We start from the raw sequence: 17,973 nt of genomic DNA, 5'->3' as shown, positions 1-17,973 counted from the left end.
ATGTCCCGGAATAAGGCTAAAAAAGGTCGGCCCGTGAGCAAGATTAGCGAGAAAACGTTCAGCTTACATTTTCGCTCACGAACAAAAAGTGGGGATAAGATAAAATTTCTTCGCAGGGAAGTAAAATACCGTATGCGTTCAATCTTCAAAATCGCGATAAATAGACTGAATTTCTTCCTGTAAAAAGCCGCGATAGAGCAAATAACGCAAAACTTTGGACTTCTCTTTCCAATCCGTTGGCAAAGGCTGGCCAAATTTGTGCGTTGCTAAATCGTACGCCTTGCTGCACCAATCTACCTCACAATTTTCCAACGCCTCGTTTATCGTCTCTTTATCGACGCCCTTTTGCATCAGCTCCGAGCGTATGCGCTGTGCCCCCAGCCCTCTGTTGCTCCGCCCAGAAATATAGCGATTGGCAAACTTGGCATCGTCGAGCCAACCATGTTGGTAGCAATAGGCAATAACCTGCTCAACCTGTTCAGGGCAGATTTCCTCCACCTCTTTGGGTTTAGGTGTGCTTTCAGCCTCTTTGTTTTGGCGAGCTTTATAGGAGGACGGTCGTGTGAAAGGCTGCGGCGGTGTCATTAATTTACGACGAAGCTCGGCTTCACCGTGGTCACGCTGGCCCAACAGGCGCATTGCACGCGCAATAAGCGTATTCAGCTTTTTCGTTTGGTCATCCTGCGTGGTTGAAAACAGTGATGACGGCTCTTGGTTCGTTTCCATTTCCTGAGTCATACATTGTTCCTTATAAAGCAAAAAAACAGCCTGTTTTGCAGGCTGTTTTTTGTAGGGAGACAATCTTTAACCTGCCAATAGCGTTCCGACAGGCTCAGCGCAGAGGATTAAAACTCTTCGCTAGTTTCAACATTGTCATCCAGGCTTTCGGCAGTGGCTGCTGCGCTCAGCTCACCGTTGCCACCCAGCAGCATCTCTCTGAGTTTTTTATCAATCTCGGAAGCGATTTTCGGGTTTTCTTTCAGGAAGTTGCTGGCGTTTGCTTTACCCTGACCGATTTTGTCACCATTGTAGCTGTACCATGCACCGGCTTTCTCAATCAGCTTGTGCTTAACGCCCAAATCGACCAGCTCGCCGTTGATGTTGATACCTTCGCCGTACATGATCTGGAACTCGGCCTGCTTGAACGGTGCAGCAATTTTGTTTTTAACCACTTTAACGCGCGTTTCGCTACCCACCACGACGTCACCATCTTTGATGGCACCGATACGACGAATATCAAGACGTACAGAAGCGTAGAACTTCAGTGCGTTACCCCCGGTAGTGGTTTCCGGGTTACCGAACATCACACCGATTTTCATACGGATCTGGTTGATGAAGATCAGCAGAGTGTTGGCATTTTTCAGGTTACCGGCCAACTTACGCATCGCTTGGCTCATCATACGTGCCGCAAGGCCCATATGAGAATCACCGATTTCGCCTTCGATTTCAGCTTTTGGCGTCAGTGCTGCAACGGAGTCAACGATAATAACGTCAACGGCACCCGAACGGGTCAGAGCATCACAGATTTCTAAAGCCTGCTCACCGGTGTCCGGCTGGGAACACAGCAGATTGTCGATGTCTACGCCCAATTTCTTAGCATAGATTGGGTCAAGCGCATGCTCGGCATCGATAAACGCACAGGTTTTACCTTCGCGCTGTGCCGAGGCAATAACCTGAAGGGTAAGGGTCGTTTTACCTGAAGACTCTGGTCCGTAAATCTCAACGATACGACCCATTGGCAAACCACCTGCGCCCAGAGCGATATCCAGAGACAGAGAGCCGGTAGAGATCGTTTCAACATCCATGGAGCGATCTTCGCCAAGACGCATGATGGAGCCTTTACCGAATTGCTTTTCAATCTGGCCCAGTGCCGCAGCTAACGCCTTTTGCTTGTTCTCATCAATAGCCATTTTCACTCCTTCGCGTGACGAGTTGTGTGAAGCCACACGCCGTTGTCACTGAATGTTGTTGTTTGGATGCAAAGTACACATGCAGGTAATTAACGCTAATTATACTGTATGCTCATACAGTATCAAGCCTATTTTTTCAAAAACTCGTTATAGAGAGTTTGTAGCGAAAAAACAGCAGCTTGCAAACGCACTGCATCGCGGTCACCGGCAAAAACCTCTTTACAGGCATAAATTCGGCCATTTTCATCAGCAAATCCGAACCATACGGTACCCACTGGTTTTTCTTCACTGCCACCGTCAGGACCGGCAATTCCGCTGATCGACAGCGCCAAATCAGCGCCGGCCGCATAGCGTGCCCCTCTGGCCATTTCGCGCACCACCTGTTCGCTAACCGCGCCATGTTGGCTCAGGGTAGATTCTGCAACGTCGAGCAATTCACGCTTGGCGGTGTTGCTGTAAGTGACAAATCCGCGGTCAAACCAGGCCGAACTCCCGGCAATATCGGTAATCGCTTTGGCGACCCAGCCGCCAGTGCAGGATTCTGCACAAGTTAGCCACAGGCCTTTGGATTTCAAGGCTGCACCGACGTCGATACTCAGTTGACGTAAATCATTTTCAGTCATAACACGTCCTGCCAAATGGGGTTAACTCAAGCAATGTTAGCACTTTCGTGCAGAGAAGATCTGCCAAAACCCACCGATTACGGGCAGTTGTCGACAGCGTGCGGGATGTATTCAGAATGCGCTGAACTTGATTCATCCGCTAAGCATAATTTCTCGATACCCGTCTCAAATGGTGGCTAACACCGCCAATTTCAATAGCTCGCCGCCGCTTGCACCACGCCTCAATGCATTATGCACTTTCGCAGTGAAATGTGATTTTGAAAAAGCACTGCTGGTCAAGGGGCATTGACGCGTTCAGCGCGCCGCTAACTGGAATACCAAGCTGTATACAAGATGTTAGCCAAGCAGCGGCGATTATTTATTAAACGCGCGGAAATATGGCCCGAAACGTGCATTGCTAGCAATATTGCCATCACTGCGCCGTTTATCGGCTATCTGAGGAACGCGTTTGAAAATGCAGGAAATCCTTGAACTAGATGCCGTCACCCTGGCAGCCCGCATCCGCGATAAAAGCCTTTCGCCGGTAGAAGTCATTTCTGCTTCAATAGAAAGGATGGACACGCTCGAACCCAAGTTGCATGCGTTTTGCACCCCCACCACCGACGCGGCTTTGACGCAGGCCAAAATAATTGAACGCCGTATTTTGCGTGGAGAGGAAGTGGGCGCCTTGGCGGGAGTACCGGTAGCCATTAAAGATTTGATAAGCACGCAGGGCATCAAAACCGTTTCCGGATCATATATATATGAAAACTTTATTCCGGATGAAGACGACATCACCGTAGAGCGCCTGAAGAATGCGGGCGCCATTATTCTCGGTAAAACCAACGCACCCGAGTTTGGCTACAGCGGTACTGGGCATAATCCGGTATTTCCAACCACCCGCAATCCGTGGAACACCGACCTGACGCCAGGCGGCTCAAGCGCAGGTTCGGCTGCTGCCTTGGCGGCTCGCATGTGCCCACTGGCGCTGGGCAGCGACGGCGGCGGGTCAGTGCGTATTCCGGCGGCCCACAGCGGCGTCTTTGGCATGAAAGCCTCAATGGGCCGCGTGCCGCTGTATCCCGGCTGCCGTGATGAGCGCTATCCAGGAATTTCCAGTTGGGAATCTCTGGAACACATCGGTCCGATGACCCGCAGCGTAGCCGATGCCGCGCTGATGCTCTCGGTGATTGCCGGTCCGGACGCGCGCGACAGACATTCGATTCCCACCAGCGACATCGACTGGATGGGTTCCCTGCGCGGCAGCCTTAAAGGATTACGTGTAGCTTACAGCCCCGATTGGGGATACGCCGCGGTTGACCCCCGCGTCAGAGAAATTGTGGGCAACGCCGTCAAGGTTTTCGCGCGCGACTTAGGCTGTATTGTTGAAGAAGCGCACCCAGGGTTTGCGGACCCCAAGCAGACGTTTGCCGCATTAGTGGCGCAGGAAACAGATTTAACCGGCATGCGCAGGCTGATGGAAACCTTTGGTGACCGCATGTCGCCACATCTGGTCGAAATGCTCAACACTCATTGGACCGCCGAAATGTTTACCGACGCCAACATGAAGCGCAAGGAAGTGGTCAATAAAATGTGGCGCTTTATGCAGAACTACGACCTGTTGCTAACACCTACGCTCGCCACACCGCCCTTCCCTATCAATATAGAAAGCCCAGAGACCATCGACGGGCGCAGCGTTACGCCAAGCGAATGGCTGGCTTTTGTTTTCCCAATCAACCTGACGGGTCAGCCAGCGGCTTCGGTACCGGCAGGGTTTACTGACGATGGATTGCCCGTTGGATTGCAAATTATTGGCCGCCATCTCGACGACGCTCTGGTGTTACGCGCCAGCGCTGCCTTTGAAAAAGTCTGCGGATGGAACCATCGGTTACCGCCGATCCTCAACCGCTAAAAACGTTGTTTACGCCTTGTCGCCACACTTTTGAGGAACAACACCATGAGCAAAAAAATAACACCTAAGCACGACGCCACGCTGGGTCTTGAAGAAGAATTTGAGAACGAAGCCGTGCCGCTTTCCCACCGCCACTCGACCCGCTCCGTGTCGGCAGTGTGGTTCGGTTTTCCGATGATCCTCACCAATGCCGTATTTGGCGGCATCATGGCCTATAACCTCGGTTTTTGGCGCGCGATCCTGGCTATTCTGCTCGGCAATCTGGTGCTGTTTGCTTATGTCGGTACACTAAGCTATCTGGCTGGCAAAACTGGCCTTAATTTTGCGATGCAGGCACGTAAAACCTTTGGTCATCGTGGCTACATTATTACCTCGGCTTTCCTGTCTACGGTGGTCATTGGCTGGTACGCTTTTCAAACCGGTCTGACCGGCACCATCGTCAGCTCGACCTTTGGCTGGAACACCTCATGGGTCATTGTGCTCGCTACGGTGCTTTATACCGGCGTAACGTTTCTTGGCGTACGCGCGCTGTCGATTATCGGCATGATTGCTGCACCGATGTTCGTCATTATGGGCATCGCCGCGCTGTTTTTTGTTTCTCAACACACCGATCTCAGCCAGATTACCGCCTATAAAGGTACCGCGGGCGGCATTACCATGGGGATTGCCATGACCATGGTTATTGCCGGTTTCGCCGATTCGGGCACCATGACCGCCGACTTTACCCGCTGGTCTCAAACCGGCAAATCAGCGGTGGTAGCAACGTTCTCGGCGTTTCCGGTGGCTAACTTCGTTTCGCTGCTTTCGGGCGTCGTGATTGTTTCTGCCGGTGCAGGCATCGACCCCGCCCACAACGGCGGTGATTTCCTGCATCTGCTGGTAGGTCACAATGCGCTGCTCAACCTGCTCGCCCTGCTGTTTGTATTTATCAATCTCGGATCTGTCTGCACCCACTGCCTTTATAATGGCGCAGTCGGCTATAGCCACCTGCTGAAAAGCAAAATGCGCATTTGGACCATTATTCTCGGCGTGATCGGCGGCGTGTTGGCAATTATTGGCGTGTGGAGCTACTTCCTTAACTGGCTGAGCCTGCTGGGCGTGGCCGTCCCGCCTATCGGCGCCGTCATGATTGTTGACCTGCTGTTTTTGGGTCACATCAGCAGCAGCCGTGCTGAAAGCGCCTATCGCGGCAGCGCATTTTTATCTTGGGCCATCGGCACGCTGTGTGCCACCGCCGCACACCTGTGGTTCCCTGATTTTGGCGAAGCGCTGATCGGCATGATTATCGGCGGTGCTGCTTACGCCGTTATCCAGTCAATGACCGCCAAAAAATGGGTAACGGCCTAACAGGAGGAGCCTGAGCATGAACACACGTTATATTGAGGCCGCACCTTACCGCTGGCCCTACAACGGACAGCTCACGCCGGCGAATACCGCGCTGGTTATCATTGATATGCAGACAGATTTTTGTGGCGTAGGCGGCTATGTAGACACAATGGGGTATGACATCACCCTCACGCGTGCACCGATAGCGCCTATTCGCGACCTGTTGGGCGTGATGCGTGGCGCGGGTTTCACCATTATCCACACCCGAGAAGGCCACCGACCCGACCTAGCCGATTTGCCAGCCAATAAACGTTGGCGTTCACAACAGATTGGTGCGGGCATTGGCGATGAAGGGCCGTGCGGCAAGATCCTCATCCGTGGCGAGCCGGGCTGGCAGCTCATTCCCGAACTTCAGCCGATCGAAGGCGAAGTGATCATTGATAAACCCGGTAAAGGCTCGTTTTATGCCACCGATCTTGAGCTGATATTGCACACGCGCGGCATCACCAATCTGTTGCTGACCGGGATCACCACCGACGTGTGCGTGCATACTACGATGCGAGAAGCCAATGACCGGGGATTTGAGTGTTTACTGGTCGCAGACTGCTGTGCTGCAACCGATCCGGCGAACCATTTGGCAGCACTATCAATGGTAAAAATGCAGGGCGGAGTGTTTGGCGCAGTCGCCGATTCTTCAGCGGTGTTGAAAACGTTGACCTATTGCAACCATAAAGCATAGAGAGGACATAGACAGAAACAGACAGCAGCGGTACACGATGACCGCTGCTGTTTAATACCTGACTATTCGTTGCCCAATCAGTTGCCCATTCTGGCCTGTGCTACGGCTTGGCCCAACTGCCAGACTGCCATGGCGTACTGGGTGCTGTGGTTGTAGCGCGTAATAGCATAGAAGTTTGGCAAACCGTACCAGTACTGATAGCTGTTGCCCATATCCAGACGCAGTAAACTGGCCTGCTGGTAGCCACCGAGCGATCCCAGTGGGGTGAGTCCCGCTGATGCCAGTGTCGAAACCGAGTATTTGGTTTGATAGCCGTTTTCAAGTCCCGGCGCCTGCCCGCTTGCCTGCACAGCGACCGGCTGTCCACTCACCCAGCCGTTGCCTTTGAAGTAGTTAGCTACGCTGCCGATAGCATCAATGGGATCCCAGAGATTGACGTGACCGTCGCCATCAAAATCAATGGCGTACTGCTTATAAGCAGACGGCATAAACTGACCGTAGCCCATGGCACCGGCAAAGGATCCGCGCAGCGCCAGCGGATCGTCACTTTCAGAACGCGACATCAGCAGGAAGGTTTCCAGCTCACCGGCGAAATAGTCCGCACGACGCGGATAGTCGAACGCCAGCGTTGAGAGAGCATCGATAATGCGTGTTTTGCCCATCACTCTGCCCCAGCGGGTTTCTACACCGATGATGCCGACGATAATTTCAGGCGGCACGCCGTACTGCTGATAGGCGCGCTGCAGCGCATCCTGATACTGGTTCCAGAAAGCCACGCCGTTCTGCACGTTATCTGGAGTAATGAACTTGGCGCGATAACGTATCCACGCGCCGTAAGGGCCTGAAGGCGGTTGCGTCGTTGGCGCTTGACGCTCCATTAAATTCAATACCCAGTCTAGGCGCTTTGCCTGCCCGAGAGTGTCATGCAGCTGCTGACGGTCAAATCCGTGCTCACGAACCATTTTGTCAATGAATGCGTTCGCCGCAGCATTGTTAGCAAAATCCCCGCTCGGCAAGAAACCGCTCTGAGGAGGAGGAAGCAAAAATCCACCGCTCGGGGCTGCGCCCTGCTGGGTTGACGTATTTTTAGGTGTACTGCTACAGGCAGAGAGCAGCACGACCATTGGAAGAAGGGTGGCCAGATAACGCATCAGATATCCGTATGGCGATACAAGAAAAGTAGAACATCATGTTAATGCATTGTTTAACGCGAACAAACAGGAAAGTTTAAAGGAATTTATCCAAATAGCAGAGAAACACTCCGCCAGCCGCCCGCGTAGAGAAAAAAGGGACCACGACCTGACAGAGTATTTGGCAGGAAAAGACTAGTTTTTCTTAACAAACTCCGATTTCAGCTTCATCGGGCCAAAACCGTCAATTTTGCAGTCGATGTTATGGTCACCTTCAACTAAGCGAATACTTTTCACTTTAGTACCAATTTTGAGAGGCGTTGAGCTGCCTTTTACCTTCAGGTCTTTCACCACCGTGACGGAATCCCCGTCAGCAAGCAGATTCCCATTGGCGTCGCGCACTACCAGCCCCTCCTCCTCTGCGGTAGCGTTAGCACTCGCTGGCCATTCGTGTCCGCACTCGGGGCAGTTCAGCTGCTCGCCTTCCTGCCAGGTAAATTCGGAACTGCATTTTGGACAATGTGGTAATGGTTGCACGCTAACCTCTTAAAAAGATGTGTGAAAATAATGAAAACACTGATAAATAAAAGACCTTAATCTTTGTCAGTGTACATTTTAGCTTTTTATGAGGTTTAAAAACACCCCGCCACATCATGTCGGGGTGCATTGTGTTTACTCTCCTACCAGCAATGTTTTCGGCTCCAGATAGGCCATTAGCCCCCATTTGCCCATTTCACGCCCCAGCCCAGACTGTTTAACGCCACCAAACGGGGCATGAGGTTCGTGGGCCAAGGTATTGACCAACACACGGCCTGTTTCAATCTGTTGCGCGACGTCAATACCGCGCTGTAGGTCGCCGCTGAGCACCATCGCGTTCAGGCCATAGTCCGTATCATTAGCAATACTCACTGCCTCGGCTTCATCGCGATAAGGAATAATAACCAGCACCGGACCAAAAATTTCTTCGCGGGCAATGCGCATCTGGTTGTTAACTTGAGTAAATACCGTCGGCTTTACGCACCAGCCTTTTTCCATTCCCTGTGGACGCCCTTCCCCCCCAACCACCAGCCTGGCACCTTCTTCCAGTCCAAGACGAATGTAGCCCTGAACCCGCTCCCACTGCCTACGGCTGACCATAGGGCCAATTTCGGTCTTCTGATCACGTGGGTCACCCGATTGTACGTTGGCCACTGCTTGTCCAATAGCCTGCTCAAACTCCGCCAGACGGCTTTGCGGCACGAGAATGCGCGTGCCAGCGATGCACGCCTGTCCGCTGTTCATGAATCCAGCCATCAGCGCCATCGGTATCACTTTCGCGGCATCGGCATCATCGAGGATAATCGTCGGTGATTTGCCACCCAGCTCCAGCGTCACTCTCTTAAGCGTGGCCGCGCTGCTTTCGACGATGCCTTTGCCCACCGCCGTCGAGCCGGTGAATGAAATCTTGGCAATGTCAGGGTGACGGCTTATCTCAGCACCCACGACGTCGCCACGACCGGTAACAATGTTAAACACGCCAGCAGGGATCTCAGCTTTATGCAGGGCTTCTGTGATGATTTGAGTCTGGATGGCGCTCATCTCGCTCGGCTTGATCACCGCCGTACAGCCTGCCGCCAGCGCAGTCGCTAACTTGTTGCAGATGAATCCCGCATCGCTGTTCCACGGTGTAATCAGGCCTGTAACCCCAACAGGAGAAAGGATCACCCTGGCAATTCCCACCTGCTCTTCAAACTCGAAGGACTCGAGCGTCTGCATGGCCTGTAGAATAACGTCCGCAGGATAGCTCGCCATCCATCGTGAACGCGCAGCCGGAGCGCCGTACTCAGTGATAATGGCCTCCAGCAGCTCATCTTCACACGCCACCACGGCAGCATGCATACGTTTAAGCACCGTAATGCGCTGCGCTTTAGTGGTACGCGACCAGGTGGGGAAAGCCGCTTTAGCCGCGGCGATCGCCCGCTGCGTATCTTCAACGTCAGCAAGCCGAACAGTGCCAATCACCTCTTCGGTCGCCGGGTTAAACAGCTCGAACAGCTCTGTGCCGTGAGGCGTGACGAATTCACCGTTAATATAGATTTTGTCGATAAGTTGCATGTTTTTCTCCCCGCGACGCCGACGTTAGCGCGCTTTCAATGGGGAGAGTATAAGAAGGCTAGGCTGCTCTGATAAGCGGGGTTATGCTGTACGGGGTATACCGAAAATCGGGACAATTTTATTATGCATCGCACCGGACTCACAGAACTTGAAGTCACCCTTGCCGTCGCCAGCCGCAGCAGCTTTCGCGCTGCCGCCCGAGAACTCGGCATGTCGGCCACTGCGGTCAGCAATGCCATCGCCGGTCTCGAAGCACGCCTTAACGTTAGACTGTTTAACCGTTCAACTCGTAGCGTGTCCCTCACCGACGCGGGCAGACGCTACGTTGAGCGCATCGCACCCGCACTGGCCGAAATCCAACGCGCCTCGGAAGAAATAAGCACGCAGCCCGAAACACCCACTGGTACCCTGCGCATCAACGCACCACCCGAGTCCGCGCTGTTAATTTTTGAGCCACTGCTGCGGGAATATTTACATCGTTATCCGCAAATGCGTATTGATCTGACGACCGAGGCGCGCATGGTTGATATTGTCGCCGAGGGGTATGACGCCGGAATACGGCTGGCAGAATCGGTACCCCAGGATATGATTGCGGTGCCGGTCACGCCACCGGTAAGGATGCTGATCGTGGGCAGTCCGGAATATTTCGCCGCCCACGGCACACCTGCAACGCCAGACGACCTGCCTAATCATCAGGCAATCGGCATGCGTATGTCTCATGGCGGAATTTATCACTGGGAGCTTGAGCGGCATCAGCAAAAGTTTACGGTCAATGTTCCTCCACGCATCGTGCTTAACGAAATGCGGGTGATACGTCAGGCCGCACGCAGCGGTATCGGACTGGCTTTTATTTCAAGCTGGTTTATTGAACAGGATTTGGCAAACGGCAGCCTGGTCAGCGTGCTTGAACAGTGGTGCCCATCGTTTGAAGGGCTAAGACTTTACTACCCCGGCAGACGCCACGTCCCCGCAGGTTTAAAGGCGCTGATAGAATTGGTGCATGAGATAAGAGACAGAAAGTCTCCGGCAACGGACATGAGCTTCTTTAGCCAACAATAATGGCTTCGGTCTGATTCTCCCGCGTCTTTAACTCACTTTCGGGGAAGAAGGGAAAGCGTCTGCAGAAACGAATATTACGCAGACAACCGGCGCACTCTCGCCGTTCAGCGGCATGCTTGCAGCCCAGCGCGAGCAAACAAAGAAGGAGATGCTGCCTTTAAGTTTGCAATTCTTCGAGATGCATTCCAGTTTACGGGTGTCAGTTTCTTGTCGCTTGGGCTACTATAACCGCACAAAATTTTTGGGGCGGTAACTTCATTAGCTCTATGAATTCACGAGACAAATTGATTTTTATGATCTTCCTATGAGCCCTAATTTGCGCACCGACGCGAGGTCTGCCGGTTATAGTGAAAATCATAAAAACGTTAAATTTAAACAACTAAGAAACTAAGCGCATGAGTAATAGCGATAATTTAGACGGCCACACCCCGATGATGCAGCAGTATCTGCGTCTTAAGGCACAGAATCCTGAAATTCTGATGTTCTATCGCATGGGCGACTTTTATGAGTTGTTCTACGACGACGCCAGGAAGGCCTCACAGCTATTAGACATCTCACTGACCAAGCGCGGTGCCTCTGCCGGCGAACCTATCCCGATGGCGGGCGTGCCCTACCATGCAGTTGAAGGCTATTTGGCCAAGCTGGTACACCTCGGTGAATCGGTGGCTATCTGCGAACAGATAGGTGATCCGGCGTTGAGCAAAGGTCCGGTAGAGCGCAAAGTGGTCCGCATCGTCACGCCGGGAACGGTCAGTGATGAAGCACTGCTCAGCGAACGTCAGGACAACTTACTGGCGGCTATCTGGCAGGACGGCCGAGGCTTTGGCTATGCCACGCTGGATATCAGCTCCGGCCGTTTCCGCGTAGCGCAGCCGACGGATCTCGAAACCATGGCCGCTGAAATTCAGCGCACCAATCCGGCAGAGTTGCTGTATCCGGAAAGCTTCGAGTCAATGTCACTTATTGATAAACGCCGGGGGTTACGTCGCAGGCCAATGTGGGAGTTTGAGCTTGAAACGGCGCGTCAGCAGTTGAATCTACAGTTTGGCACCCGTGACCTCAGCGGTTTCGGCGTTGAACAGGCCACGCAGGCGCTGCGTGCGGCTGGCTGCCTGTTGCAATACGTGAAAGATACCCAGCGCACCTCTCTGCCGCACATTCGTGGCGTGACAATGGAGCGTCAGCAGGACGGCATCATCATGGATGCGGCAACCCGCCGTAACCTTGAGCTGACGCAGAACCTCTCCGGCGGCGTCGAAAATACGCTGGCGGCAATCCTCGATCAGAGCGTCACGCCCATGGGCAGCCGCATGCTCAAGCGCTGGATCCACATGCCCACCCGCGATATTAACGTTCTAAACAGTCGCCAACAGGCAGTAGGTGCGCTGCAGGATTTAACCGCCGAGCTGCAACCGGTGCTGCGTCAGGTCGGCGATCTTGAGCGCATTCTTGCTCGCCTCGCCCTGCGCAGCGCCCGTCCGCGTGACCTGGCGCGGATGCGCCACGCGCTGCAACAGCTGCCGGAAATTCGGTCACTGCTGCAATCCGTCGAGGTGCCGGCTATACGCTCGCTGGTTGAAAAGGCCGGTGAGTTTGATGAACTGATCGCTCTGCTTGAGCACGCTATTATTGAAGCGCCGCCGGTATTAGTGCGCGATGGCGGCGTGATTGCACCGGGTTATAACGCCGAGCTCGACGAATGGCGCGCCTTGGCTGACGGTGCAACGGACTATCTCGACCGGCTTGAGATCCGCGAACGTGAAAAACTGGGTCTCGATACCCTAAAGGTCGGTTTTAACGGCGTTCATGGTTATTACATCCAGATAAGCCGCGGTCAGAGCCATCTAGCACCCATCCACTACGTGCGTCGCCAAACGTTGAAAAACGCCGAACGCTACATCATCCCAGAGCTGAAAGAGTACGAAGACAAAGTGCTTACCTCAAAAGGGAAGGCGTTGTCGCTCGAAAAAGCGCTGTATGAAGAGCTGTTTGACCTGCTGATGCCACACCTTTCGGCCCTGCAGCAAAGTGCTGCCGCGCTGGCAGAAATCGACGTGCTGAATAACCTGGCCGAGCGCGCTTATACCCTCAATTATTGCTGCCCAACGCTGAGTGAAAAACCGGGGATCAATATCATCGGTGGCCGCCATCCAGTCGTCGAGCAGGTGCTGAGTGAGCCGTTCATCTCTAACCCGCTGGCTATGTCGCCGCAGCGCAGAATGCTCATTATTACTGGGCCAAATATGGGCGGTAAAAGTACTTACATGCGTCAGGCTGCACTGATTACGCTGATGGCGCATATCGGCAGCTATGTTCCTGCCGACCAGGCCACGCTGGGTCCAATAGACCGCATTTTCACCCGTGTGGGTGCGGCCGACGACCTAGCTTCGGGGCGTTCCACCTTTATGGTTGAAATGACCGAAACCGCCAATATTCTGCACAATGCAACAGAAAACAGTCTGGTGTTAATGGATGAAATTGGTCGTGGAACATCGACCTACGACGGCCTTTCATTGGCATGGGCCTGTGCTGAAAATCTGGCGAGCCGTATTAAAGCCATGACCCTGTTTGCTACCCACTACTTTGAACTCACCACCCTGCCCGAGAAAATGGAAGGCGCGGTAAACGTTCACCTTGATGCCATAGAGCACGGCGATACTATCGCCTTTATGCACAGCGTTCAGGAAGGGGCCGCGAACAAGAGCTATGGGTTGGCCGTCGCGGCGCTGGCAGGTGTGCCGCGTGAAGTCATTAAACGGGCACGTCAGAAGCTGAAAGAGTTAGAAACGTTGTCGAATCATGCGGCTGCCAGCAAGGTGGATGGTCCACAGTTGCCGTTGCTGAGTGAAGAGGTTTCTCCAGCAGTAGAAGCGCTCGAGGCCCTGGACGCCGATTCACTGTCGCCACGCCAGGCGCTTGAATGGATCTATCGTTTAAAGTCTCTGGTCTAGTTCGTAAAAATTCTGCGAAGAAATTTAGCCATAAAAAAAGGTGGGCCATTGCCCACCTTTTTACTTGTTAAATCATAAAGAATTTACATAAAGCGCTTTATTCACACACAAACTATTCGCGGAACAATGCTTCAATGCTCAGACCTTGTCCCTGCAGAATTTCACGCAGGCGACGCAGACCTTCAACCTGAATTTGGCGAACGCGCTCACGCGTAAGACCGATCTCACGACCCACATCTTCGAGAGTTGCCGCTTCATAGCCCAACAGGCCAAAACGACGCGCCAACACTTCACGCTGCTTAGCATTCAGCTCGAACAACCATTTAACGATGCTTTGTTTCATATCATCGTCTTGCGTGGTGTCTTCCGGACCGTTTTCTTTCTCATCGGCCAGAATGTCTAACAGCGCTTTCTCCGAATCGCCACCCAACGGGGTATCAACAGAAGTAATACGCTCGTTCAGGCGCAACATACGACTTACGTCGTGGACCGGCTTATCGAGCTGTTCAGCAATCTCTTCAGCACTTGGCTCGTGATCGAGTTTGTGAGCCAATTCGCGTGCGGTACGCAGATAAACGTTAAGTTCTTTAACGATGTGAATAGGCAAACGAATGGTACGGGTTTGATTCATTATCGCCCGTTCAATCGTCTGACGGATCCACCAGGTTGCATAAGTGGAAAATCTAAAACCGCGCTCGGGGTCAAATTTTTCCACTGCACGGATCAGACCAAGGTTACCCTCTTCAATAAGATCCAGCAGTGCGAGGCCGCGGTTGCTATAGCGGCGGGCAATTTTGACCACCAAACGAAGGTTACTTTCGATCATACGTCGGCGCGATGGAACATCACCACGCAGCGCACGTCGTGCAAAATAAACCTCTTCTTCTGCGGTAAGCAGAGGAGAGTAACCAATTTCACCAAGGTACAGTTGAGTTGCATCCAGCACTCTTTGGCTTACAGCCTGAGACAATAACTCTTCTTCTGCTTCAGAAGCGTCAGTATCAACAGACTCCTCGACGGTTAGTTTCTCTTCGTCAAAGGCTTCAGCGCTGTTCTCGTCGAAATCTACATCATCATGTAACTCGTTAACTTTCAGCGTATTCTGACTCATAAGCTGCTGCTCCTACCCGTGGTCCAAGGGCAGAATCGTAACTCTGCCCGGCTTATCGCTGCGGAAGATAACGCAGCGGGTTTACGGATTTCCCCTTGTAACGAATTTCAAAATGTAATCTTACTGAGCTGGTTCCGGTGCTGCCCATAGTCGCTATTTTTTGACCCGCCTGCACTTCTTGTTGTTCCCGGACCAGCATTGAATCATTGTGTGCATAGGCGCTCAGGTAATCATCATTATGTTTGATGATGATTAGATTACCGTAACCACGTAGCGCATTACCTGCGTAAACCACTCGCCCACTGGCGGTTGCTAACACAGCCTGTCCACGTGAACCGGCGATATCAATCCCTTTATTCCCTCCCTCGGAGGCAGAAAAGTTATCGATGATCTTCCCGTCGGTCGGCCATCTCCAAGAGGAAACTGGACCGCCATTGTTTGTAGTACTTTCAACGGGAGTAGTCGGTGCGGTAACAGGTGCCGTCGTCGTAGCGACAACGCCTGCTGTAGGCAACATCTTACCTACATTCTGTTTACTCGAAGATTCAGAATACGTGGTAGTTGGTTGAGATGCAACCACTGTACCCTGCATCATTCCACTTGAAGGCGCTTTCGGAACACCGCCATTCGTGGCATCGGTAGCAGCCAACATGCCACCGGTACTGGCCGCAGAAGAAACATTATTGATTTGAATCTTTTGGCCAACTTCAAGCCCGTAAGGTTCCGCAATATTATTGCGCGCCGCCAAGTCTCGGAAGTCGTTACCCGTTATCCAGGCAATATAAAACAGGGTATCGCCGCGCTTCACTGTGTAGGTGCTGCCGTTATAACTGCCTTTAGGAATACTGTTATAACTGCGGTTATAAACGATGTGTCCCTGGGAGTTAATCATTGGCGCGTTATCAACAGAATTCGGAGTAGTCTGAACCCCAGGATTGCTGCGAAGCATGCCTCCACCGCCGTTTACGCTGCTAATTGGCGCAGATGTCGAGGCATTATTGGAACATCCCGCGAGCCAGGCGCCAACAAATGTACATACCGCAATGCGGCTAAAGGTTTTAATTGGGCTTCCTGTGCTCATAACTCCCCCATGACGGCAATATCAGAATCTATCGCGGCCTAAGCCATACGCAGCCTGGCTCCGTCAGGAACCTTATGGCAACGTAAGGCATGCCTTTATCATCCTGGTTAAGTGCAACTTAACCTGATGGCGATAGTTAAAAAAACTGTGGTAATAAAAAACTGTAGTGAATGCTATCAACAACGCGACTTTATCACCATAAAACAGTTGTATTTAAATTTTAAGGGCTTAGTCGCCGACAGGTTGAAAAACAGCCTTTAGGCTAGCTCACCTTTGACTAAAGGAACAAAACGAACGGCTTCGATAGTTTCAATAGTAAAGTCATTTGCACGTCGCTGAATACGTTGCAAAGTCTGATTTTGTTCACCGACCGGCAAAACCATAATCCCGCCTTCTGCGAGCTGGGCCAGTAGGTCCTGAGGAATTTCGGGAGGCGCAGCAGTAACAATAATCGCGTCAAAAGGGCCACGCGATGGCCACCCTTCCCAACCATCACCGTGGCGAGTTGAAATATTGTGCAGATCGAGCTGCTTCAGGCGACGTTTTGCCTGCCACTGAAGCCCTTTAATTCTTTCAACCGAGAAAACGTGCTCCACAAGATGCGCCAAAATAGCAGTTTGATAACCCGAACCTGTGCCTATTTCGAGCACTTTTGACTGTGGAGTAAGGCGAAGGAGTTCGGTCATGCGGGCAACGGTATAAGGCTGGGAAATAGTTTGCCCCAGACCAATAGGCAAGGCCGTGTTCTCATAAGCTTTGTGCTGAAAGGCCTCGTCGACAAAGCGCTCTCGAGGCACGGTTTCCATCGCGTGCAGCAACTTCTCATCCGAGATGCCCTGTTTTCGCAGCTGTTCGAGCAAGTTGTACATCGGCTTAATCACCATTCCCGCTCACCTCGGCTTTGGCTAACCATGTTCTGACAATGTCCTGCGCCGCATAGGAGGTCAAATCGACGTGCAGAGGCGTGATAGAAACGTAACCCTGCGCGACGGCGGCAAAGTCAGTGTCCGGTGCTACGTCAAACTTTTCACCGGGTGGACCAATCCAGTACATATCCTGACCGCGCGGGTCCTGCTGACAAAATACCTGTTCTGCGGGATGGCGGCTACCGCAGCGTGTTATCCGCATGCCTTTAATTTCACTTAAAGGCAAATCCGGGACGTTAATGTTGAGAATTCGCCCCGTGCGCAGCGGTTCTTTCGCCAACATACGCAGAATACGGCAGGTAATTGCCGCCGCAGTGTCGTAGTGTTGATAACCATCGAGAGAAACGGCAAGAGCAGGATAGCCCAAATGACGCCCCTCCATCGCCGCCGCGACGGTGCCGGAATAAATAACGTCATCGCCCAGATTGGGCCCGGCGTTGATGCCGGAAACGACGATATCAGGCCGTGGTCGCATCAGAGTATTAACCCCGAGATAAACACAGTCGGTGGGCGTGCCGTTAATGACCGCCGTATCGCCGTTGGGATAGGTTTGAATACGTAAAGGTGAGTCCAGCGTCAGGGAGTTTGAAGCGCCGCTGCGATTTCTGTCAGGCGCCACCAGCTTAACATCGGCAAATTCTCGAAGCGCTGAAGCCAGCGCCTGGATGCCGGGAGCCGAAACGCCATCATCATTACTCAACAATATCCGTATCAAAGATGTCATGCTTTGTTCTCTGTAGATTGCAAAAAAAACCTCTGGTTATCACTAAATTGCACAACGTTTGCGCAATAGCGCTGCGACGCAATCCCATCGCCGTCTAACCAGAGGTTGATTATAACCGTTGTCCGCAGGGTTTCTACAAAGAAAAGTCTGGCTTGTGATTGAAGTGCTGGAAGATTTAAGTCAGCTATTGTCAAAAAATGAATACGTTATTAATTTCTCGCTGCGTTATTACACCTATTTATTAAAAATAGAATTTTCTTTATCAAAAGACTAAAGCACTTCTTAAACGTAAGAAATTTCCTCGCATTAAGCCACTGAAACACTTAAAAACATCATGTAATATTTACGCATAGAAAACGGAATACCTGAGAGCATTGGCTATTAGGTGCGATAATTAACAAATTGAGA

15 protein-coding genes are annotated in these 17,973 nt (G+C 52.3%); 5 read left to right on the top strand and 10 right to left on the bottom strand.

What is annotated here, in order from left to right:
• Positions 1 to 138: 138 nt before the first annotated feature.
• The 3 genes from recX to pncC form a co-directional block, all read right to left on the bottom strand.
• The gene (recX, locus tag BS639_RS06910) at positions 139 to 663 is read right to left on the bottom strand and encodes a recombination regulator RecX (RefSeq protein WP_055775306.1); all 525 of its coding nucleotides are present in this window, start codon (positions 661 to 663) and stop codon (positions 139 to 141) included.
• Between the two features lie 182 nt (positions 664 to 845).
• Positions 846 to 1,910 carry a recombinase RecA gene (gene recA / locus BS639_RS06905; RefSeq protein WP_055775192.1) on the bottom strand — a complete coding sequence of 355 codons (1,065 nt, stop codon included), beginning with the start codon at positions 1,908 to 1,910 and terminating at the stop codon, positions 846 to 848.
• A 128-nt stretch (positions 1,911 to 2,038) separates the two neighbouring features.
• Positions 2,039 to 2,533, bottom strand: a complete 495-nt coding sequence (gene pncC, locus BS639_RS06900; protein ID WP_084982662.1) for a nicotinamide-nucleotide amidase — start codon at positions 2,531 to 2,533, stop codon at positions 2,039 to 2,041.
• A 454-nt stretch (positions 2,534 to 2,987) separates the two neighbouring features.
• Between pncC and BS639_RS06895 the strand changes: the two genes are divergently transcribed.
• From BS639_RS06895 to biuH, 3 genes are read left to right on the top strand one after another with little or no spacing between them, the layout of a single operon-like run.
• Positions 2,988 to 4,424, top strand: a complete 1,437-nt coding sequence (locus tag BS639_RS06895; RefSeq protein ID WP_084982661.1) for an amidase — start codon at positions 2,988 to 2,990, stop codon at positions 4,422 to 4,424.
• A gap of 45 nt (positions 4,425 to 4,469) precedes the next feature.
• Positions 4,470 to 5,771 (top strand): purine-cytosine permease family protein, encoded by a 1,302-nt coding sequence (locus BS639_RS06890; RefSeq protein WP_055775183.1) that lies wholly within the window; start codon positions 4,470 to 4,472, stop codon positions 5,769 to 5,771.
• 16 nt (positions 5,772 to 5,787) lie between these two features.
• Positions 5,788 to 6,489, top strand: a complete 702-nt coding sequence (gene biuH / locus BS639_RS06885) for a biuret amidohydrolase (protein WP_084982660.1) — start codon at positions 5,788 to 5,790, stop codon at positions 6,487 to 6,489.
• Between the two features lie 77 nt (positions 6,490 to 6,566).
• Here biuH and mltB read toward each other — a convergent pair whose 3' ends face one another.
• The 3 genes from mltB to BS639_RS06870 all read right to left on the bottom strand — a co-directional run bounded on the left by mltB (position 6,567) and on the right by BS639_RS06870 (position 9,713).
• Positions 6,567 to 7,640 (bottom strand): lytic murein transglycosylase B, encoded by a 1,074-nt coding sequence (gene mltB, locus BS639_RS06880; RefSeq protein ID WP_055775177.1) that lies wholly within the window; start codon positions 7,638 to 7,640, stop codon positions 6,567 to 6,569.
• Positions 7,641 to 7,814: 174 nt separating this feature from the next.
• Complete coding sequence (locus BS639_RS06875) at positions 7,815 to 8,156, bottom strand: zinc ribbon domain-containing protein YjdM (RefSeq protein ID WP_084982659.1); 342 nt, start codon at positions 8,154 to 8,156, stop codon at positions 7,815 to 7,817.
• Between the two features lie 135 nt (positions 8,157 to 8,291).
• Positions 8,292 to 9,713: an aldehyde dehydrogenase family protein gene (locus tag BS639_RS06870; RefSeq protein ID WP_084982658.1), complete on the bottom strand. Its 1,422-nt coding sequence runs from the start codon at positions 9,711 to 9,713 to the stop codon at positions 8,292 to 8,294.
• Positions 9,714 to 9,836: 123 nt separating this feature from the next.
• Here BS639_RS06870 and BS639_RS06865 point away from each other — a divergent pair, with 123 nt between their 5' ends.
• Positions 9,837 to 10,772: a LysR family transcriptional regulator gene (locus BS639_RS06865; RefSeq protein ID WP_055775167.1), complete on the top strand. Its 936-nt coding sequence runs from the start codon at positions 9,837 to 9,839 to the stop codon at positions 10,770 to 10,772.
• A gap of 395 nt (positions 10,773 to 11,167) precedes the next feature.
• The gene (gene mutS, locus BS639_RS06860) at positions 11,168 to 13,723 is read left to right on the top strand and encodes a DNA mismatch repair protein MutS (protein WP_055775164.1); all 2,556 of its coding nucleotides are present in this window, start codon (positions 11,168 to 11,170) and stop codon (positions 13,721 to 13,723) included.
• Between the two features lie 112 nt (positions 13,724 to 13,835).
• Here mutS and rpoS read toward each other — a convergent pair whose 3' ends face one another.
• The 4 genes from rpoS to surE all read right to left on the bottom strand — a co-directional run bounded on the left by rpoS (position 13,836) and on the right by surE (position 17,556).
• Positions 13,836 to 14,834 (bottom strand): RNA polymerase sigma factor RpoS, encoded by a 999-nt coding sequence (rpoS, locus tag BS639_RS06855; protein ID WP_055775161.1) that lies wholly within the window; start codon positions 14,832 to 14,834, stop codon positions 13,836 to 13,838.
• Positions 14,835 to 14,886: 52 nt separating this feature from the next.
• On the bottom strand, positions 14,887 to 15,915 hold the full coding sequence (gene nlpD / locus BS639_RS06850; RefSeq protein ID WP_072156430.1) for a murein hydrolase activator NlpD: 1,029 nt from the start codon (positions 15,913 to 15,915) through the stop codon (positions 14,887 to 14,889).
• 257 nt (positions 15,916 to 16,172) lie between these two features.
• Positions 16,173 to 16,799: a protein-L-isoaspartate(D-aspartate) O-methyltransferase gene (locus BS639_RS06845; RefSeq protein ID WP_055775159.1), complete on the bottom strand. Its 627-nt coding sequence runs from the start codon at positions 16,797 to 16,799 to the stop codon at positions 16,173 to 16,175.
• Positions 16,789 to 17,556, bottom strand: a complete 768-nt coding sequence (gene surE / locus BS639_RS06840; RefSeq protein WP_139804056.1) for a 5'/3'-nucleotidase SurE — start codon at positions 17,554 to 17,556, stop codon at positions 16,789 to 16,791. The genes BS639_RS06845 and surE overlap by 11 nt, the downstream gene beginning before the upstream one ends.
• Between the last annotated feature and the right edge of the window lie 417 nt (positions 17,557 to 17,973).

The sequence above is a fragment of the Rouxiella silvae genome, from assembly GCF_002093625.1.
GTDB classification, from domain to species: domain Bacteria; phylum Pseudomonadota; class Gammaproteobacteria; order Enterobacterales; family Enterobacteriaceae; genus Rouxiella; species Rouxiella silvae.
The sequence above is the reverse complement of the archived record's forward strand: the minus strand, read 5'-3'. Positions and strand labels throughout refer to the sequence as shown.